This window comes from Streptomyces agglomeratus, assembly GCF_001746415.1.
In the GTDB taxonomy this organism is placed as follows: domain Bacteria; phylum Actinomycetota; class Actinomycetes; order Streptomycetales; family Streptomycetaceae; genus Streptomyces; species Streptomyces agglomeratus.
Genome location: NZ_MEHJ01000002.1, coordinates 551315 through 571149 on the forward strand (window position 1 = coordinate 551315; position 19835 = coordinate 571149).

The following is a 19835-nucleotide window of genomic DNA, read 5'->3' on the forward strand; positions in this document are numbered from 1 at the left end:
TGGGCCGTGACCGATACCGGTGACCGATGACCGACCGGCCCCGTGACCGATGCCGTCGGTCATGACCGACAGCCGGCCCGGGCCTCATCGGCCATCGGTCATGACCGATCCGCCACGCATCGGTCACCCTCACCCGGCCCGCCGATGTGCGGATACGGCGACGCTGCGGCGCCTGCGGAACACCCCCGCACCAGCGGGGAGGACTCACGCCCCCCCGCACTGTGCCGGGAGCTGCGCCAGCGGGGAGGACCGCCACTGGGCCTCGCCCACGTGCCGCTTCACGGGAGCACCCCCGCGCCCGCGGGGGTGCTCCGCCGCCGAGGTCCCCGGCGCCGACCTGGACGTCCTCCCCGCTGGCGCGGGGATGCTGCGGCAGTTGGACCGTCCCGCAGGTCCGCATGACGAGCGGAGCCCGATTCGTGGAGTCGGCTGTCCGATTCCTGGACGAGCAGTTCGGGTTGACGCATCCGCGCTTCGGCTCCGTCTACGGGCTCCGGCAGTCACGCGTCGGCGACAACTGGGAATTCGATCGCCGGACGGCGGCACGTGTTTTCATCGTCCGCATCACCGACGCCGAGGGGGCGGCAATCGAGCAGAGGTCACCCACACACGCTCGATGGGGTGTCGCGGACCTGCGAAGACGGAGGCGGGAGATCCACCCTGAGGGCGTCGTCCTGCTGACCACCGGATACGTCGAGGGATGGATCCCCGACGGCCCCATCTCTCTTTACTGAGCGAGGAATCGCGGGCCTAGAATATGGCAACGGAACGCTGCCCCATGCCCAGCATTCCCTGCGGCGATGGCAGCCACTCGCCGCCCGCCTCCGACAGAGTTACGCCCCCGAGGGCCAATTCTCAGGACCACGGATCAGCAATTCATCCCTCAATTGAATTCACCCCGCCAACGCCTTGAATTTCCACGAGAATCCTTTCGAGTTCAGTCAAGGATTCCCTGGTGAGCAATGAAGGATTCGCCTCGAGCATCAATCTGACATTATCCTTCACCTGCTGAAGCACGAGCTCTTCAACTGCGCTCAACTCTAGCGAACCACCCTCGCCCTCAATCCGAGCATTACGCAGAATCCCCATCTGCTCATCACTAAAGAGCCTGGCCATCAGGGCTGCCGCAAAGCGTACCGACGCCTCTTCGCTGCCCATACTCACTCGATCCTCAAGTTCGGCAATCACTTCTCGCGAGTGCCCTGGAGGTGCAGATCCAATCAAGGTGACCGACTCATCGGGTGCGCCTGAGCTGTCATCCTTGCGAGTCCGAGAAAATCGCTTGCGCGTCGACTTCGCGAATGGAATAACCTGATCTTTCCACCACCTGTTAAGGCGTGGCGCAGTCCACGCCACAAATTTGATGAGAATGATCAGGGCTTCGGCTATCTCCTCGGGCTCCAGGCGCTCCCGCGATCGGGAATCCGACTCGCAGTCACGCCCGCTTGCACCGACGAAGAGCGGCGGTGGCTCCGCTGTCGAGTCTTCTTCGCCCTCGCCGTCAGGAATGAACTTGCCGTGCCCAACGAGGCGCCCTTCGTCATCATACAAATTATGGTGCAGGCCACCATCTTTTGACTGACCAGGAGTCAGCCCATCAGGATACTCAAACGGCCACTAACGCTAGTCATTTCCACTCCTCTCAAAAATGTGCACGACAGATCCCCCGGCCACAGTTGACCGCTTCGGCCACCTGGTCGAGAACTCACCCAGAAGCTCCAAAAACGACGTCTGCATTCTCGCCACTCCAGCCAGCCGGGGTGTGCCAGATGACATTGACGCGGAAGACGTCACGAATCGTGTCCACGGACCAATCCTCGACGGGCGGTTCGGAGAGAACGAGGTAAAGACCGTCGGCCGGCGCGGGCAGCGTGTGGTTGATCTCGAGCAGGCGGGTCGCGCCCGATCGCAGGTCCGCATAGGTGGAGCAGCCTGCACCCAGGGCCTCGTAGAGGAAGAGACCGTGCTGGGTGACGCAGCTGACGTCGACGACCGAAGAGTCGGTCGGCTGGAGATCCGCCCAGAGAAGTGATGCCTTCAGCGCGTGGCGGACCGCCTCGTGCTTCTTGCACATACGGTCGGCCCCGGCAGCCGCTTCCAGCGCACGAAGGAAGCCGTCCTTCGTGGTCGCAGCCGGTGTTGCGGCGGTGGTGTCCGCGGTGGTCATCTGCACCTCTTCCTTCTGATCGGGTTGCCTCGGGGCGACGGGGACCGCACCGTCGGAGTTCGGCTTCGTCGCGAAGCGCTCTTGGAGCTCTCGCCGTGCTGCAGCGAGGGGCCCTGCCCAGCCGGAAGCATCCAGCCCCTCCGCGAGCCGACCTGCGTCGAAAGCGCCCTCCTTGAGCGCACGGTTGGTTGTCGCGGCAAGGTCTCGAAGAACTCCGAGTCGTTCTCTGTCCGGATCACCGAACAGGTGAAGCACGTCGACCCAGTCGGTCTGGTCCCGGCGAAGGATGCGGTTGGCCATGCCCTGAAGTTCGGAGAGGCGGCTGCGGGCCTCGGGAACGTCGCCGTCGCTGCCGGTCAGCTCTACCAGCACGTCCAGCGCCGCGAGATAGCGCCTCGCCATCCGCTCCGAGACGGGCGACCGGCCACGCTGATCAGCGGTGAGCACCGTCTGACTCGTGTCGTTCGCGAACACCCAGCAGTCCAGCTCGTCACCCCGGCGCGGGGGAACCGAGCCCTGGCGGACGGTGAGCACGAGCGGCCGACCGATCACCGGAGACAGCGGCCTGACCTTGTACCGACCGCCAGTGACGTGGCCCACGACCTCGACCCGGACATCGCTGCCGATCCGGGGAAGGCTTTCCGCCGCGCCAGCCGGCCGGGCGTCCATTGCCGCGGGTTCGGTGTCGTCCGCGGAGGCGGTGAGCGCCTCCGGCAGCGGGGCGGTGTGCAGGACGGTCAGACTCTGGGTGCTGCGCGTGAGGGCCACGTACAACTGGCGCAGCCCGGCGGGACCGCGGTCGGCGATCGTGGCAGGCTCGACGACCAGGACGTGGTCGTACTCCATGCCCTTGACCTGAGCTGCGGCCAGCACGGAGACGGCCTCGCGGTTCCGCTCGCCGATGTCGCCGTCCTCGCCGATCCTGCGGCTGATGGCGTCCAGCCAGTCCGAGTCGTCAGGAACGATGACGGCCACGGAGCGTGGGGTGCTGCCATCACTGGTGTCCATAAGCCGGGCCACGTGGGCAACGGTGTCGTCGAGCAGCTTCCACGGCTCGGACGCCACGGTCCGTACGGCGTCCGCTCCCGCCTCCCGGACAGCCTGCGGGTACGGCAGGGCCGGAGCGATCATCTCTGCGAGCGGAGCAACGAACTCCATGATCTCGGCGGGGACGCGGTAGCTGGTGGTGAGCTGAGCCACGCTCCAATCGCCGTGATCCGAGAGGAGTGCGCCGAGCACGTCCCAGCTCGTCGGAATGTGGGCGCCCGTCGCCTGCGCGAGGTCGCCCAGGACGGTCATGGAGCCGCCCACGGCACAGCGCCGCCGCAGGGAGCGGGCCTGCATGGGCGTGAGGTCCTGGGCCTCGTCGACGACGATGTGGCCGTATCGCGGTGGGGTGTCGCCGCTGATCAGAACCCCGAGCTCTTCGAGGCAGACGTGGTCGTCGAGGGTCCACGGATCGGCGTCGGCGCTGGCGGCGCGGGCACGCAGCAGGGCCGCCTGCTCGTCCTCGTTGAGGATGCCGTCGGCGCAGTCCCGCAGGAGGTCGGCCGAGTCATAGAGGCTACGCAAGGCCTCCCGGGGGCCGGGGGACGGCCAGACGCGTTCGACGAGGCGCTCGACCCGGCGGTTGCGTTCCAGGTCGCGGCGGATCGTGCCGGCCTGCCCACGGCGCGGCGCGATGTCGGCGAGCTCCTGGAGGAGCCGGTCGACGAAGAGGCCGCGGAAACGGTCGCGTAGCTCCCGGAAGGGCCCGTCGCCGGCGTGGGCCTGGTCGAGGAGGGCGAGGACCTCGGACTTCGGCACGCGAAGGGTCGTACTGCCGGCGGTGACGACGATCGCGGGCTCGTCGCCCTCGAAAGAGGGGTCGACGGTGAGGGCGTCGAGAGCCTCAGGGCGATAGTCGCTCTCGACGCGGCGCCGCAGCACGGCCGCCATGCGTTCGTCCGACTTCACGAGGCGTGCCTTCGGGGAGTCGGTGCCGAGGATCTCGCCCTCCCACAGGCGGTCCAGCTGGACGGCGTTGACATCCCGGGTGCCAAGGGTGGGGAGGACCTGTCCGACATAGTCGAGGAACCGCTGGTGGGGGCCGATGACGAGGATGTCCTGGGCCCTGAAGTGCTCGTTGTTGACGAGCCAGGTCACCCGGTGGAGACCGACCGCCGACTTGCCGGTACCAGGGCCGCCCTGCACGACGAGGATGTCCGAGGGCGAGCCGGTGACCAGCTCCATCTGGTCACGGCGGATGGTCTCGACGATGTCGCGCATCCGACCGCCGCGCGACCGCTGGAGCTCCCGCAGCAGGAAGTCGTCCGGCTGGACTGCCTTCCGCCGCTGCCGCCGGAGGACATCGCCGGGGGTGGGGGCTGCCGACGTACGCTCCGGGGCGGGGGACGCGTCTACCTCCTCCGCCGCGCTGTCGTCGGCGGCCTGACGGGGCACCGGTACGCCGGCGGGCTCGGGTACGGACAAGGGCACGGGAGCGGGCGTCGCCAGGGAGATCTCGTCGAAGTAGCTCTCGACGATCCGCTGTACGCAGCGGAGCTGCCGACGCAGGACCACCTCGCCCGGGTTCTCGGGCCGGGTCTCGATCCACTTCTTCGCCAGGGGGCTGGTCCACATCAGAACCACCGGCTCGTGCGAGGAGTCGTGCACGCTGCGGCGCCCGATGTACCAGGGACGCGGGTCTCCTCCCGGATCCTCCGGCGCGTCGACGCGGGAGAAGACCAGGGCTTCATTGCCGAGCCCTCCGTAAGCCTCTGCACGAGCCTCCGCTTCGGCCCGGTTGGCGATCCCGTCCTTGCCGCTCGCCGAGGCGGTGGCCGCCGAGGTGCCGCTCAGTTCAGCCAGTTTCGTGGTGTAGCAGTCGTATGCGTGGTCCACCGCCCGCTGCTCGCCGGCGAGGATCCCGTCCCGAGTGGTGGTGCTCATGTGCGTCCTCCCTGCGGTGCCGGGGGACACCGCCACGGGCATGCGCCCGTACCCCGCTGAAACAACTATCAGAAACCAGACGGTGACGAACAGTCAGTGGATCAGTTCTCGGACGAGGTCGTCGGCCTCGGTCCGCCAGTCCCGCACCTGGTCGTACGTGGGCCCGAGCTCGTACAGGTGGTAGTGGCACCCCAGACTCAGCTGGGACCAGAGGGCCTTCGCCCGCCGAGCCGTCTCGGCCGGCGCGACGGAGTGCAGGAGGAGCAGCTTGGCGCGCCCCGTGGTCCGGGATAGACCGGGCGTCGCGGCTTCCAACACCCGGTCGACGCAGAGCTCCAGCGCGGTCCGCAGCGCGAGGCAGGCGCCGCGGTGCCGGCCGGCGGTAGTGGCGTCGGCGAGTTCGCCGTCGAGGAGGCGGTCGGCCGTCAGCAGCAGACCTTCGACGGAAGCAGGGGCAGGGGTGGTCATGCGGTCACCTCCGGCTTGCGGATCTTCTGCGCCAGGGCCTCGACGTCCGTGACGAAGCGGTGGGGGTTGGGGATCGAGGTGCCGTCGGGGTGGGCTCCCTTCTGGCACTGCTGGATCAGGGAGCACGCCGGGCTCCCGTAGCGGCGGCGCACCTCCTCCCTGACGTCGCTACCGCGCTCCACGTCGCCGAAGAGGGCGAAGGCAGCGACCTCGTGGAACCTCTCCGCGCTGTCGATCGCGGCCTGGAGGTCGTGTTCCGATCCGCCGGTGCGGTGGTGTCGGATCCACGCGGCCTCCAGGAAGGCGTTCTCCAGGGCGATACGGCACAGGCCGGGCAGCACGTGGCTGTACGTCTCAGGGGGAAGGCCCCGGGTGGCGGCGATGGCCCGGGCGTCGCCGATGGCCTGCGCGACCGGGTCGTCGATGCGGTCGACCTTCACCCGAGACCTCTCGCCACGCGTCACCTGGAAGACCGTGACTGGCAGCTCCTGGTCAGTAAACGCCTTCTGCAGACGAGGGTCGTGGGTGAAGACGACGATCTGCCGGTGCCTGCCGATCTCGTGCAGCACCTGGGCGAGTCCGTGCACCTTGGTCGGGTCCATGGACTGCACAGGGTCGTCGATGACGAGGAAGCCGAACGGGCTGTCCGCGGTCGTGGCCCTCGGCAGAAAGAGGGAGAGCGCGAGGGAGTGCAGCTCCCCCTGGCTCATGACGTCGAGCGCCGGGGCGTCTTGGCCATCGACGGAGGCCGCCATGACGAGCTTGCGAACGTTCGCCTTCTCGCTGCCCTTCAGGCTCACGGCAGTGAGATCGACGTTGCTCTCCTGCCGCAGGCGCTCCCAGATGCCCTGCGTGGCGTCGGTGAAGCGCTCCATGCGCTGCTCCCGCAGCTCGGTGGAGAGGTCCTTGAGCCACTTCACTGCCTTGCGGAGGTTGCTCAGCAGGGGCTTGTCCCGTTCGGTCTCGCGGGCTTTGTCCGCCCAGGCGGCAAGCCGGATGACGAGCGCGCGCCACCGCTCGTCGCGCTCCTCCAGCTCGCGGACTGCGTGCGTCCTCACCGTGTCGCAGGCGTCGGCGAGGACCGTGGCGGCCTCCTCGGCTCTCCGGGCGAGCTCGGCAGGGTCGGTGATCTGCCGGCAGTCGGTCCACGCCTTCCACGGGCCGGCCAGGGCCGCGGGGATCCGCTGGGGGTGCTCGATGAGGTTCTGGAGGTTCCGCGCACCCGTCTGTACGGCGGCGCGCGCGTCGTCGGCGGTCTTCGCCTCGCGGCGCAGCTCCGCCACCTGCCGGGAGGCACGGTCGCACCACTCACGTCCGAAAACCCGTTCCGTTCCGCACGCCGGGCAGACGTCGTCGTCGGGGTGCCGGTCTGCGTGGGCGAGGGCCTTCTCCAGCAGGTCGGCGCGCAGCCAGGCGTTCTCGGCATCGGTGCCGTGGAGGTCCTCCACGTCGGCGAGGGCGATCCGCAGCCGCTGGACGGCCTCCCCGACCTCCGCCAGGTCGGGCCCGTGTGCCCCGGCCTCGACATGAAGCTCGGCGAGCCGGCTGTCGTCGGCCGAGGGAAGACCGGCGACGAGCGCGTCGATGGTGTCGAGGTCCAGGGCGCCCGGGGTGTCCACGGCGAGCAGGGCCTGCACGGCGCGGTCGTCGTCCTCCAGCGCGTAGAGGGCGTCCTTCAGGCCGGGCAGGGCCTCCCTCGTCTCCTTCGCGACGGTGGCGAGGGCCTTCTCCCGCGCGCTCAGCCTGTTGGTCGCGGTGGAGAGCAGGTCCATACCGAGGATGGTGGCGATCGCGTCGTACCGCTCGGACGGCTTGCCGGTGAGCATGAGGTCGAGATCGGTGTACGAGAGGAACGGCCGGTGGTCGGCGAGGGCCGTGTCCCAGCCCGCCTCGATCAGGGGGACGGTTCCGTGGCCCGGGCACTTGAAGGTGGCCGCGGAGCTGCCGAACTCCTCGCTCGTCCAGGTGCGGATGAGGGTGCTGTTGCCGGTGTCGCCCTCGATCGCGAGCTTGAGCTCGATCTTGGGGCTGTCGGCGTTGTGGAGGTTGTACCAGTGGCCGCCGCGCGTGGCGTCCTGGCCAGGCCGGTGGACCCGGGTGCCGGTGAAGCCGACCTCGATGGCTTCGGCGAGGCTGGACTTGCCGGAACCATTGCGGCCCACGACGAGGTTGACACCCGGACGGGGGCTGAGGCGCAGCCGGGCACGGGGGCCGATGCCGCGGAAGCCGTTGACGGCGAGGGAGTCGAGGTAGACGCGCCCCGAGGCGGCGGACGACGTGGTGGTGCCGGCGTCGGCGGTGCCGCTGCCGAGCGCGTCGCGGAGCAGGGCCTTGACGGGGTCGGTGAGAGCCGACTCGGCCAGGCGCGTCGCCACCGTCTCGGCGAGGGGAAGCGCGGTCTGCTTGTGCTGTTCCGTCTCGGTCACGAAGGGCCTCCTGCGCGGTGTGGCGAGATGGGGCGGTGTCGTGCACCACCTGCTGACAGGACGGAACGTTAGAGAAATAGCGAGACTTATCCTCAACGACTGACTGGTAATCGGGGTTATCAACTTTCCGTTCCAGGAGCGAAGTTGAGCTCCGCCGCCGCCTCCTGCACACTCCTTGGCGTGACGAGGCCCTGGCGCCGGGAAGCTCGGTCGGAGCCACCAGGGCAGTCGTCCGGCCCGTGCCGTCGTTCAGTCATCGCCCGAGGGTGAACGTGAGCCCTCCGGAACGCAGTTCGTCCTCGGTCTGGGTGAGGCCACCACGGTGGGACACCTCCATCGTGTAGAACTTCGAGCCCTGAGGTATCCCCTCGATCGTGAACGGGAACTCGCATCCCAGCGCAGCCTTCTTCCCGCCTTCCAGTTCGCCGGTGGCGACGAGAGTGCCGTCTGCGCCGGTGACGTTGACCTGCGCACCGCGCTGGATGTCCGAGTAGCCGTCCAGCCCGGTGCAGCGCTCTCCCTCCTCAAGGAAGGAGAGGGAGGAGTCGGCGAGGGTGAGTGTGCCGCTCGTCCCGAAGGTCTTCTCAGCGGAGGACGCCGCGCCGCCGGACAGGGAGACGATCAGCCAGCAGCCACCCGTGACCGCGGCGCCGAGGGCCAGGCCGACGGCGAGGATCGCAGGGCGGGACAGCCGGGACCAACGCAATGCGTCCGCCGGGGCGTTGCGAGCGGGGGCCGCCCCTTCCCCCCGGACACGGGCGATTCCGGAGGCGGCGGGATGCTCGGGGGCTGTTCGGGAGGGGTGGCCATTCGGACGGTCCTTCCATCGGGGGCGCGGCGGGGGCATCGGTGGCGAGGACTACGGGCCCGGGCGCGCCCGTGGTCACCTGGTCGGTGACGATCCCCAGCCGGCCACGGGACGCGGGGCGGGGCGAACGGGCAAGGGGAGAACGGCGGCCCACGGTTCCTCCGGTTCGGGATGAGGGGAGCGGTCGCTTCCGGTCGGAGCGAGGCAGAAGCCCGGCGCGGTGACTCAGCTGGCCTTCTTCCACGGCAGGCAGCCTTTGACCTCCAGGTACTCGCTCTTGCGGACGGTCACCTGGGTCTGCCCCTGGACGTTGCCGTTGGCGATGATCGACGAGAACTCGCCGGAGGCGTCCTTGTGCCGGGCCCAGTAGCAGTTGGGGAAGAGGCCGTCCGCCGGACCGGCGGTCATGTACGTGCCGGCCTCGATGTCCTCGCCGACCAGGTACTGACCGTCCCCCTTGAAGGAGGTTGCCGGGCCAGGCTTCGCGGTCGGCTCGGGGGACGGGGGCGGGGTGTTCGGGGCCGTCGTGCGAGCGGGCGCCGGTTCGGTGGCCGGGGGCTCGTGTGCGCGCGTGGTCTCCGCGGCCCGGGAGGGCGTGGTGACCGTGGGCGCGGGCCGCTCCCGGCCGGCCTTGTCCTCGGTGGCGTCGAGGCTGCCGATCGCCACGCCGACGATCAGGGCGACGAACGCCGTCACGCCGTGGGTCAGCCACGCCTTCGCCCGGGACGGCCTGCGTGGGGGGCAGGCAGCATCGGCGGCGGCACGGGGCCCCAGCCGGGGCCGGAGTGACGGGGGCCAGGCTGCATTGGGGATGTGCCGGTCATGACGGGGCTCCCTGCTTCCGGGGATCGCGTGGTCGTCACGCAATCGGCCTGGGAATGAGGGGAACCTGCCACTCCACGCGAAGGAGGCGACTCCGTCATCTTGATAAGAGGGGTTACCAGGCAGTCGATGGATCTTTCCTTGATCGACGGTAGGCTTTCTGTCGTCCGTCGCCGACGGCTCCTGGAGGCGTCACGGCGGACGCGATTCCGCGGAGCTCCGTGGACGTCCGCGAAAGCCCACGGCACGGAGGAGGACCAATGAGCAGCCCGACGCCTGTCGACGACTCCCCCATCCTGCCGGGCCCGCTCTCCTGGCGTATCGGTTACGCCGAGATCGCCGCCCTCGCCCAGGTAAAGCGACCCGTCCCCACCACCTGGAGCCGGCGCCACTCCGACTTCCCCGCACCGGTGACCCGCGAGAGCGGCAGCCCGCTCTTCGATGCCCGGGAGGTCGTCGACTGGCTGATCCGGACCGGCCGCGGCAACGCCGAGCCCCGCCGCCTGCGGGCCGAGGCGGCTTTGCACACCCTCTCCGCCTGGCGGTCCTCCGGCCTCTCCGCCCCCGTTCTGGTGGGTGCGCTGACGGCCTTGATCTGCCTGCGCCAGCAGTACGACGCTCCCGTCAGCGAGCACGCCTGGGGCGACCTCCTCGATCAGGCCGCCGACCTCGACGCTGAGGACACCTTCCTCCTCTCCGAGCTGCGGGCCGTCCCCGACCCGGACCACCTGGGCCCGGCCCTGGGGGCGCTCGCCGACGAGCTAACCGAGGCCGCCTACACCCCCGCCGAAGCCTTCGGCTGGGTTCTGGATGCCCGCCGTCGCCTCGGCTCCCACGACCTCGCCGCCGACGAACCCACCCCTGTGGTGGCCCGCGCCCTCGCGGCCCTGGCCGGCGTCGACACCCTGACCGACGAGTCCGTCCTCGCCACCCCGTACGCCCGCAGTGGCGACCTGCTCGCCGCCCTGCACACGACGGCACCAGAGGACTCCGGCCACACCTACCTCGCGGCGGATCCCGACCCGGCGCTCGCCCGTCTCGTCCGGCGCCGGATGCTCGTCCGGGGCGTCTTCGAGTTCTTGCTCGACGTCACCGAGGGCGAGGAGCTGTCCACGGACGACTGGGGCGATCCCGACGTACTGGTCTGCGTCCTCCCGTACGAGGCGAGCGAGACCCGCAGCGCCCGCCGGACCCTGGAGCGGATCCAGGACCTCACCGACTACCTCGGCGACAGCTCGACGGCGGTCGTCCTCGGCCCGGCCGACGCGCTCGTCCGCTCGCTGCCCCGGCACGGCGACGCGGACCGGCTGCGTCGCTCCTTCCTGGGCGAGGGCCTTCTCAAGGCGGCGATCAGCCTGCCCGACGGAGCGTTCGCCTACCGCCCCGGCTACCGCACCGCTGTCTGGATCCTCGCCCGCACCCCCGAGGACGAGCGCGCGGGCCGTGTCCTCGTCGCCGACTACTCCGCCCAGCCGCTCACCGAGCCGGTCCTCGACGTGCTCGCCGAGGACATCGCCATCTGGCGAGCCTCCGCATGGCGTGGGGACCGCCGCCACGAGTTCCGCCATGCGGTCGTCGTGCCGGCGAAGGATCTCGACGACCGGCCGGGCTCTGCCTTCACACCCCAGCACCGCTCACCCGAATCCCGGTACACCAGAGCCGTCGTAGAACGCCCCGCCCGCATCGCCGACGTGGAGCGGCACCTCGCCGAACTCGACGAGCGGGCGACGCGCCGGGCCGGCATCGACGGCCCTCTTAGGACCGGGGCCGTACTACGCCCCGAAGACCAGCCGGTCCGTCGCACGACCGTCCGCCGTCTCCTCAGGGACCGCCGCCTGCGCCGCCGCCCCGGCCACCGCATCGCCCCCGAGCACCTCGCGGCCGACGGGCACTACGCGGTGATCGGGCCGGAGGAGATCCTCGGCGCCTCGCGGCTCGGCAGCCGCCGCATCGACCGGGGCCTGGTCCTCACGGCTTACGAGCACGTCCAGTTCACCGAGCCGGGCGACCTCGTCGTCACCACCAGCCCGCGCTTCGGCGTCCACGTCGACACTGAGGGCCTGTCGGTCGTCGTCGCCCCCGCGCGCATCCTGCGCGTCCATCCCGACGCCGACCCCCAGGTGCGGCCCCGGGTCCTGGCGGCACTGCTGCGGGCTTCCGCCTACGACCACGGCCGCACCAGCGGGGCCGTACGCGCGTCGCGCGGCATCGAAGACTTGAGCTTCCCGGACCTGGGGCGCGAGGAGCTGGAACGGTACGAGGCCGTGCTCGCCGAAAGTGAGCGCTGGGCGGAGCTGCTGCGGCAACAGTCCGAGGCCCTCGACGACCTAGCCCGCATCACGGCCGCGGGCATGGCCGACGGCACCCTGACCATCCAGAACCTGCCCGAACTTCCCGGAACCGACGACTGAAGGAGACGGACCACCTCATGCCCCCGCGCAAGAAGAAGCCCACTGAGCAGGAGGAGCTGTTCAGCGCCTCCACCGCCAAGGAGATCCAGGCGATCCTTTGGAAGGCGGCCGACAAGCTCCGCGGCTCCATCGACGCTGCGCAGTACAAGGAGTTCGTCCTCGGCCTGATCTTCCTGAAGTACGTCTCCGACGCCTTCGAGGAGCGCCGTAACGAGCTGGCCAAGGAGCTCGCCGAGGACGGCATCTCCGAGGACCAGATCGGCGACTTTCTGGAGGACCGCGACGAGTACACCGGCGCCCACGTCTTCTGGGTCCCGGAGACCGCCCGCTGGTCCTGGATCGCGGCCAACGCCAAGAGCCAGGGCGTGGGCAAGCTCCTCGACGACGCGATGGACGCGGTGATGCGGGAGAATGCCGCCCTGACCGGCGTCCTCCCGAAGATCTTCAACCGCGACAACGTCGACCAGAAGCGCCTGGCCGGACTTGTCGACCTCATCAGCGACGCCCGCTTCGCCGACACCGAGAACAAGCCAGCTCAAGACGTCCTGGGCGAGGTGTATGAGTATTTCCTCTCTAATTTCGCACGTGCCGAAGGAAAGAACGCAGGCGAGTTCTACACACCGCAGTCTGTGGTCAGGCTCATTGTGGAGATCCTGGAGCCGTACCACGGGCGCGTGTACGATCCGGCGTGCGGCTCGGGCGGCATGTTCGTCCAAGCGGTCAAGTTCATTGATGCCCACCGGGGTAAGGGTCACAAGGCCGACATCTCTGTCTACGGCCAAGAACGCAACGAACGCACTTGGCGCCTGGCCAAGATGAACCTCGCCATCCACGGCATCGATGGCAACCTGGCTGCACGGTGGGGTGACACTTTCGCCGACGACAAGCACCCCGACCTCAAGGCCGACTTCGTGATGGCCAACCCGCCGTTCAACATCAAGGATTGGGAGCGGGACGAGAGCGACGCCCGTTGGAAGTACGGCGTCCCCCCTAAGAACAACGCCAACTACGCTTGGCTCCAACACATGGTCTCCAAACTGGGCGAGCGCGGCACGGCCGGCGTCGTTTTGGCCAATGGGTCTATGGCCTCGCAACAGAACGGCGAGGGTGACATCCGCCAGGCAATGGTGGAGGCGGACCTGGTGGCCTGCATGGTCGCCCTGCCGTCCCAGCTGTTCCGTACTGTGCAGATCCCGGCGTGTCTGTGGTTTCTGGCCAAGGACAAGTCCCCGCAGGGTGCGAAGGCCCTGGCCGACCGGCGCGGGCAGATCCTCTTCATTGACGCCCGCCAGCTGGGCGCGATGGTGGATCGCACGGAACGCGTACTCACGGAGGCGGACCTCGCGAAGATCTCGGGCGTCTACCACGCTTGGCGCGGCACGGAGTCGGCAAAGGCCGAGGGCCTGACGTACGAGGACGGACCGGGCTTCTGCTTTTCGGCAAACCTGGAGACCGTGCGGGAGCACGGGTACGTGCTGACGCCGGGGCGGTACGTGGGGGCCGTCGAGACGGAGGCGGAAAGCGCGGAGGTGGTGACAGCTCGGATCGCTGCACTGACGGAAGAGCTGTTCGGGCTATTCGAGCAGTCGGCGGAGTTGGAGAAGACGGTGCGGGAGCAGCTGGGGAGGGTCGATGTCTGAGTGGGGCCGGGTCCAGATTGGCGACCTCCTTGCCGAGCCCCTGCGAAACGGCGTCAGTTACCCCTCAAAACTGCGCGGCAGTGGCATCCCGATGGTCAACATGGGAGAGGCATTCGCTTTCGACGTGATTAAGGATCAGAAATGCGAACTAGTTCCGCTGACCGAACGTGAGCAGGAGCGGTTTCTCCTAGAAGAGGGAGATCTACTGTTCGTGCGCCAGTCCCTGGTCTATTCGGGAGCGGGGCGGTGCGTGCTCGTGGGGTCTGGCACGGGCCCACGCACTTGGGAAAGTCACCTGATTCGCGCCCGCCTGGACAAGAGAGCCGCAGACCCGCGTTTCCTTTACTACTATTTCCGGTCACCGCAAGGTCGTTCCAACATGGAAACGATCGTTACCCAGGTCGCAGCTGCCGGAATCAGAGGAAGCGATCTTAAGAAGCTTGAGATCCCGCACCCCTCCCTGTCGCAGCAGCAAGGCATCTCGAATGTCCTCTGGGCACTGGATGGCAAGATCGCCCTCAACGACCACATCGCGACCATTTCCGAGCAGTTGCTCCAGTTTAAATTTTCAGAACTGGAGCTATCTAACGAACCTGATGACAGGGGGATTGCGATTACAGAACTCGTCGAGTTCAACCCGAAGCGCACTAAGCCAATGAATGAGGAGCCTGTCTACGTGGACATGGCCGCCTTGCAGACCAGTCGAGCCGGAATTCCCAAATGGACTCTTCGTTCCCCTAAGTCCGGCTCTCGGTTCATGAATGGCGATACGCTACTGGCGCGTATCACGCCGTGCCTTGAGAACGGGAAGACCGGCTACGTCAACTTCATGGAGGACGGTGAAGTAGGCCTCGGATCAACCGAGTTCATTGTCATGCGTTCACGTCCTGGAGTTCCGTCTGAGCTCAGTTACTTCCTGGCACGTGACAGCAGGTTTCGCGAGCACGCGACTCGCAACATGGTGGGCACATCTGGGCGCCAGCGAGTTAGTGCGGCAGACGCGGCGAACTACTTCGTAAACCGCCCTGACCCAGACGCGCTGGCTACCTTCGGTCGTGAGGCCGCAGCGGCGTTCACACACATGAAATCGGCTCAGGGCGAAAATCGCGCCCTCACCGCCCTCCGCGACGTCCTCCTTCCTCAGCTCATGTCCGGACGACTCCGCGTTAAGGACGCCGAGAAGATTGTCGAGGACCATGTATGACCCGTAGCCCCGACGACAGCCAGAACCACCGCCCCTACGAGTCCGACTGGGAGCTGCTCGCCCTCGATGAGCTCGCCGAACTCGCCTGGGAGCCGACCCCCGGCAACGAGTTCGCCCCCGGCTCCGGGCACCGGAAGTCCTGGGACGACCTGATCCTGTACCCGGACCTCCGCGAGGCGGTGGAGCGGCTCAACCCCGATCTACCTCCAGATGCCATCCGGGATGCCGTCGCCGTTGCCGTGACGCCGACCTCTCAGGACACGTACGAGGAGAACCGCACCGCCCACGGCTACCTGACCGCCGGCATCCGGTCCGTCACGTACACCGACGACTTCGGCGCCGAGCACAACCCGACCATCCGCCTCGTCGACCTCGACGACCCGGACGGGAACGTGTACCGCGTCCTCAACCAGGTCACCGTCATCGACGGCGAGAAGCGCCGCCGCTTCGACGTCGTGCTGTACGTGAACGGGCTGCCGCTAGCCGTGCTGGAGCTCAAGCGCGCCGGTGACGAGGACGCCACCCTCCAGGACGCGCACTCCCAGGTCACCCGCTACGTCGAGGAGTTCCCGACGGCGTTCCGGTACAACGCGGTCGTCCTCGTCTCGGATGGCATCACCGCCAAGTACGGCACACCGTTCACGCCGTACGAGCACTTCGCGCCCTGGAACACGGACGAGCTCGGCGAGCGTGTCGACCCGTTCTCCGCCGAGGGCATATGGGACTCGGGCCAGAACCTGGCCCTGCACGGCCTGTTCGCTCAGGACCGGTTACTCTCCCTGATCAAGTCCTTCGTCAACTTCGTGCCGTCGAAGCGGATGAAGCGGATCGCGAAACCACACCAGTACCACGCGGTGACCAGTGCCTCCGAAGCCGTGCGAGTTGCGGCTGCGAGCGACGGGAAGGCCGGCGTGGTCTGGCACACGCAGGGCTCGGGCAAGTCCGAGGAGATGGTCCTCACCACCACCATGGTGATGAAGGACCCAACGCTGCTGAACCCGACCGTCGTCGTCATCACGGACCGCACGGACCTGGACGACCAGCTGTACTCGACGTTCCTGGAGAGCGAGATTCTCCCGGAGACGCCGAAGCAGGTCCTCACCCGCGCCGAGCTGCGCGAGGAGCTGGCGGCGAAGCGAGTCGGCGGCATCCTCTTCACGACGTTGCAGAAGTTCGGGCGTACCAAGGAGGAGAAGGAGTCCGGCGCGGACCATCCGCTCCTCTCCGACCGCCGGAACATCGTCGTCGTCGTCGACGAGGCGCACCGCAGCCACTACGACAACCTCGACGGCTACGCCCGTCACCTGCGCGACGCTCTCCCGCACGCCACACTCCTCGCCTTCACCGGTACGCCGATCTCCGAGGCTGACCGCAACACTCGCGAGGTGTTCGGCGACTACATCGACGTGTACGACCTCAAGCGGGCTGCGGACGACGGGGCGACGGTCAAGGTCTTCCACGAGAGCCGGGTCATCCAGCTCGTCATGGACCGGGACGTTGACCCGACGTCGATCGACGAGGAGGCCGACCGGATCACCGACGGTCTCGACGACGTCGAGCGCACCCGTGTCGAGCAGGCCGTCGCCACGATGAACGCGATGTACGGCGCGCCCGCCCGCATCCGGGACCTCGCCGCCGACCTCGTACAGCACTGGGAGACGCGCCGTACGGCGATGCAGCCGTTCGTCGGCGTCTCAGAGACGGGCGGCGCGCCCGGCAAGGCGATGATCGTGTGCGCCACACGCGAGATCTGCGTCAGGGTGTACGACGCCCTGCGCGAGCTGCGGAAAGAGTGGCACAGCGACGATTTCGAGAAGGGCGCGATGAAGATCGTGTTTTCGTCGAACACGCGCAAAGACTCCGAGCGGCTCCTCGCCCACGCTTTGAGCGACAGCCGCCGCAAGGCCGTCGTCAACCGGGCCAAGGACCCGGAGGACGAACTGCAGCTGCTCATCGTCAACAACATGCTGCTGACGGGTTTCGACGCTCCGCCCCTCCACACCATGTACCTGGACCGGCCGCTCAAGGGCGCTGGCCTGATGCAGGCCCTGGCCCGCGTCAACCGGCGCTTCCGGGGCAAGGAGGACGGCCTCCTCGTCGGGTACGCGCCACTCACTGAGAACCTCCAGCGCGCGATCGCCGAGTACACCGACGCCGACCAGAAGGACCGGACGCTCGGCCAGGATCTCGACCGGGCGCTGGACGAGCTGCGCAACCAGTACGACATCCTCAACGACCTCCTCCGCGGCCTCGACTGGCGGGCCCGTCTGGACATGCCCTCCAGGACGGCGTTCATCGATGCCGCGCTCCGGGCCGCGAACTACCTCCTCGACCCGGCCACCGCGGGCAACAACCCGGAGACCCTCGACGATCCCCGTCAGACGCTCGGCCGCCGCTACCGTGAGGAGGCTCACCGGCTGGAGCGCTTCTACGCTCTCTGCGGTAGTTCCACCGACATCGGCGAACGCTTCCCGGACCATCCGGCTTGGCGCCGAGACATCCAGTTCTTCGTCGAGGTCCGCGCCTACATGGCGAAGATCGACGCGATGAACCGCGAGGCCCGCGGCCTCCCCGTCGCCCGCGACATCGAGCTGTACCTGGCGCAGCTGACGTCCTCGGTCGTGGAGACCGGCGGGGTGACCGACCTGCTCGCCGAGGCAGGTCTGGAGACCGCCGACCTGACTCACCTCAACGACGCGCTCGTCGCGAAGCTGCAGAGCAGCGAGACCCCGCACCTGGCGGCAGAGGCCCTGCGGCGGCTCATCGAGCGCAAGATGCGCGAGGTTACCCGGCACAACATCGTCCGGCGCACGACCTTTTCCGAGCGGCTGCAGGACCTCATGGTCCGGTACATGCGGCAGCAGTGCACGAGCGCGGAGCTCATCGCCAAGCTCGTGGAGATGGCCAAGGAAGTCATGGAGGACGCCCGACGCGGGGAGAGGTTCGAGCCGCCGCTGGACTGGCGCGAACTCGCTTTCTACGACGCGGTCGCCGACCACGGCACGGCACGCTCGGTCATGGGCGACGAGGTGCTGGCCGGCATTGCCCGCGAGCTGGTTGCGGAGGTCCGCAGCAAGCTCAAGCCGGACTGGATCGCCCGCGAGCCAGTCCGCGCCCGCCTCCGCAGCGCCATCAAGCGTCTCCTGGCCCGCCGCAACTACCCGCCGGACGGGACGCCAGAGGCCATCGACCTGGTCCTGAAACAGATGGAGCACTTCGCCAACGAGTGGTCTACGAACGCTACCCCGGACAGCTGACCCGGAGTGGCAAACAAGAAGACTGGTACGACGAGGCGACGGCCCCTCTCGTACCGGTCTTCGTTGTTCTTGGGACCTGGTTCCCGGGCGATGGAACCTCGGGCGCCAGCACCCCCGCTGAGCCGACGCCCCAGCCAGGAGAGTGGGGCTGACCTTCAGGGCAGCCTTGGTCGTCCGGTCCCTGCCGCCGGGTGACACCGCAGCGTTCGCCGACCGAAGCGCCGCGCCTGCCCTTGTCAGCCATTTGCCTCAGCCGAGGGTGGGATCAGCGTTCTCGCCGCAGCGAAACTCGCACACTCATGTCGTCATCGCGGTCAAGGAACAGGCCTGACCCGTTAACGCTGGTGAGGTATGGAACGTCCACACCTACACCGAGAACTTTCGGCTCACCCGTGCTGGTCGTCAGGTTCAGCTCCGCGACGACCGTTTCCGGGCCATCGGCCGCCGACTTGTCCTGGACCGCCCCGTACGCTGTGCCGTTGTCGCGGATCGAGGCGAGCGCGATCGTCTTGCGGTCCCCGTCACCTTCCAGACAGATGCCCTTGCCGAGCTTCAGATCGAAGACAACAGGCCCAGCTGCCAGGTAGCGGCGGTCTGGCGAAGTAATCACGGGGTAGTCGCGAGCCTTATTGGATCCCGGGACTTCGTGCGCACAGGTCATGCTGGCCTGGAGCTGGCCCGTTCGCACATCGTGCACCGACCACAGCGGGGCGTTCGGAGCGCCGAACGTGCCGCCTGTCGACCAGCCCGCGAGGATGTGGCCACCGGCGACGCCGTACACATCTCCATTCCACGAGCCGACAATGCCCGTCTTCGCTTCGATGCCACTCGGGCGTACGGCGTCACTGAACCAGCGGTCCGGAATGCCGAAGCCTCCGGTACCCATGCCTACCAGTGGGCCGTCTGCTGTGGCCGCCAGCACGCGGCTGCTGGCGCAGGCAACCGTCGTCGCGCACTGAGAAAGCATGCCGTTCGGCTTCTCGTAGGCGTCGACCTTTCCAGTCGCCACGTCCACCGCTGCAGCCGAACGGGGGAAGGCGTCACTGTCACCCCAGGCGACGAGGATCCGCCCACCCGTCAATCCCACACGCACTTCACCGGGGTCAGCCGAAACGGGGACGTCGATCTCCCGTAGCGGCTTGACCGAGGTGCCCGAGGCATCGGTGGCATACACGGCGAGCCGCACCACCTCAGCCCCCTCGTGGAGAGAATCCTTGCCCCGCATTCCGTGCGCGTAGGCGAGCACGTACTCACGCCCGTCCTGCTCGACCGCCATCACGTCCGGGATCTCCCCCGCCCGACCGGATTCCGCGTCGCCCTCCGCACCCTTGATCGGCGTGGGCGGGTTCCAGGGCCCGGAGATCCAGCGGACCTCACCGGTGTCGGCGGCACGCGCCTCGACGGTGTACCCGTTGGAGGCGGCGTGCATCATGGCAATCACACCCGAGCGGGGTGCGGCAGTCACGGGAATCGTCCGCACCACGCCTGGAACCCAGTTCAAGGCTGCATCCCAGCCCTTGCCCGGGTCGTAGGCCGACGGCACCTTCAACTCCGCAAGCGGCTTCGCCTTGTGGCCCGACTGAGGAACCCCGTTCTTGTCGTGGGCTCGACTGTCACCGCTGCTGCCGCTACAACCCGCCACCAGGACTGCCGCCAACACGACCCCGCCCACCGACCTGGCCACCCGCATGCCGCTCTCCC

At 68.1% G+C, this 19835-nt stretch carries 12 protein-coding genes; 5 read left to right on the top strand and 7 right to left on the bottom strand.

Features of this window, described 5'->3' with window-relative positions; genetic code table 11:
* The first annotated feature begins 419 nt into the window (after positions 1 to 419).
* Entirely contained in the window at positions 420 to 734 is a 315-nt protein-coding gene (locus AS594_RS39170; RefSeq protein WP_141747251.1) for a hypothetical protein, read from the top strand.
* 142 nt (positions 735 to 876) lie between these two features.
* Here the strand turns inward: AS594_RS39170 and AS594_RS44225 are convergent, their stop codons facing one another.
* The 6 genes from AS594_RS44225 to AS594_RS39200 form a co-directional block, all read right to left on the bottom strand.
* Entirely contained in the window at positions 877 to 1551 is a 675-nt protein-coding gene (locus AS594_RS44225; RefSeq protein WP_141747252.1) for a hypothetical protein, read from the bottom strand.
* Positions 1552 to 1705: 154 nt separating this feature from the next.
* Positions 1706 to 5098 carry a HelD family protein gene (locus AS594_RS39180; protein ID WP_069936188.1) on the bottom strand — a complete coding sequence of 1131 codons (3393 nt, stop codon included), beginning with the start codon at positions 5096 to 5098 and terminating at the stop codon, positions 1706 to 1708.
* Between the two features lie 93 nt (positions 5099 to 5191).
* Positions 5192 to 5566: a hypothetical protein gene (locus AS594_RS39185; RefSeq protein ID WP_069936189.1), complete on the bottom strand. Its 375-nt coding sequence runs from the start codon at positions 5564 to 5566 to the stop codon at positions 5192 to 5194.
* Positions 5563 to 7992, bottom strand: a complete 2430-nt coding sequence (locus AS594_RS39190) for an AAA family ATPase (protein WP_069936190.1) — start codon at positions 7990 to 7992, stop codon at positions 5563 to 5565. The genes AS594_RS39185 and AS594_RS39190 overlap by 4 nt, the downstream gene beginning before the upstream one ends.
* 253 nt (positions 7993 to 8245) lie before the next feature.
* Positions 8246 to 8698 carry a hypothetical protein gene (locus tag AS594_RS42375; protein ID WP_079148936.1) on the bottom strand — a complete coding sequence of 151 codons (453 nt, stop codon included), beginning with the start codon at positions 8696 to 8698 and terminating at the stop codon, positions 8246 to 8248.
* 327 nt (positions 8699 to 9025) lie between these two features.
* The gene (locus AS594_RS39200; RefSeq protein ID WP_079148937.1) at positions 9026 to 9496 is read right to left on the bottom strand and encodes a hypothetical protein; all 471 of its coding nucleotides are present in this window, start codon (positions 9494 to 9496) and stop codon (positions 9026 to 9028) included.
* A 386-nt stretch (positions 9497 to 9882) separates the two neighbouring features.
* On the opposite strand from AS594_RS39200, the gene AS594_RS39205 reads away from it, so the two are divergent.
* From AS594_RS39205 to AS594_RS39220, 4 genes are read left to right on the top strand one after another with little or no spacing between them, the layout of a single operon-like run.
* On the top strand, positions 9883 to 12033 hold the full coding sequence (locus tag AS594_RS39205; RefSeq protein WP_069936191.1) for a hypothetical protein: 2151 nt from the start codon (positions 9883 to 9885) through the stop codon (positions 12031 to 12033).
* A gap of 17 nt (positions 12034 to 12050) precedes the next feature.
* Positions 12051 to 13673, top strand: coding sequence for a class I SAM-dependent DNA methyltransferase (locus AS594_RS39210; RefSeq protein ID WP_069936192.1), 1623 nt, complete (start codon positions 12051 to 12053; stop codon positions 13671 to 13673).
* Positions 13666 to 14877 carry a restriction endonuclease subunit S gene (locus AS594_RS39215; protein ID WP_069936193.1) on the top strand — a complete coding sequence of 404 codons (1212 nt, stop codon included), beginning with the start codon at positions 13666 to 13668 and terminating at the stop codon, positions 14875 to 14877. The genes AS594_RS39210 and AS594_RS39215 overlap by 8 nt, the downstream gene beginning before the upstream one ends.
* Positions 14874 to 18134, top strand: coding sequence for a type I restriction endonuclease subunit R (locus AS594_RS39220; RefSeq protein ID WP_069936194.1), 3261 nt, complete (start codon positions 14874 to 14876; stop codon positions 18132 to 18134). The genes AS594_RS39215 and AS594_RS39220 overlap by 4 nt, the downstream gene beginning before the upstream one ends.
* 265 nt (positions 18135 to 18399) lie before the next feature.
* Here the strand turns inward: AS594_RS39220 and AS594_RS39225 are convergent, their stop codons facing one another.
* Positions 18400 to 19824, bottom strand: a complete 1425-nt coding sequence (locus tag AS594_RS39225) for a hypothetical protein (protein ID WP_141747253.1) — start codon at positions 19822 to 19824, stop codon at positions 18400 to 18402.
* Positions 19825 to 19835: the final 11 nt, after the last annotated feature.

Bases quoted from the DNA above. Each gene is read 5' to 3' on its own strand.
- AS594_RS39180 (WP_069936188.1), bottom strand. From the start codon at position 5,098: ATGAGCACCACCACTCGGGACGGGATCCTCGCCGGCGAGCAGCGGGCG.
- AS594_RS39185 (WP_069936189.1), bottom strand. From the start codon at position 5,566: ATGACCACCCCTGCCCCTGCTTCCGTCGAAGGTCTGCTGCTGACGGCC.
- AS594_RS39205 (WP_069936191.1), top strand. From the start codon at position 9,883: ATGAGCAGCCCGACGCCTGTCGACGACTCCCCCATCCTGCCGGGCCCG.
- AS594_RS39210 (WP_069936192.1), top strand. From the start codon at position 12,051: ATGCCCCCGCGCAAGAAGAAGCCCACTGAGCAGGAGGAGCTGTTCAGC.
- AS594_RS39215 (WP_069936193.1), top strand. From the start codon at position 13,666: ATGTCTGAGTGGGGCCGGGTCCAGATTGGCGACCTCCTTGCCGAGCCC.
- AS594_RS39220 (WP_069936194.1), top strand. From the start codon at position 14,874: ATGACCCGTAGCCCCGACGACAGCCAGAACCACCGCCCCTACGAGTCC.
- AS594_RS39225 (WP_141747253.1), bottom strand. From the start codon at position 19,824: ATGCGGGTGGCCAGGTCGGTGGGCGGGGTCGTGTTGGCGGCAGTCCTG.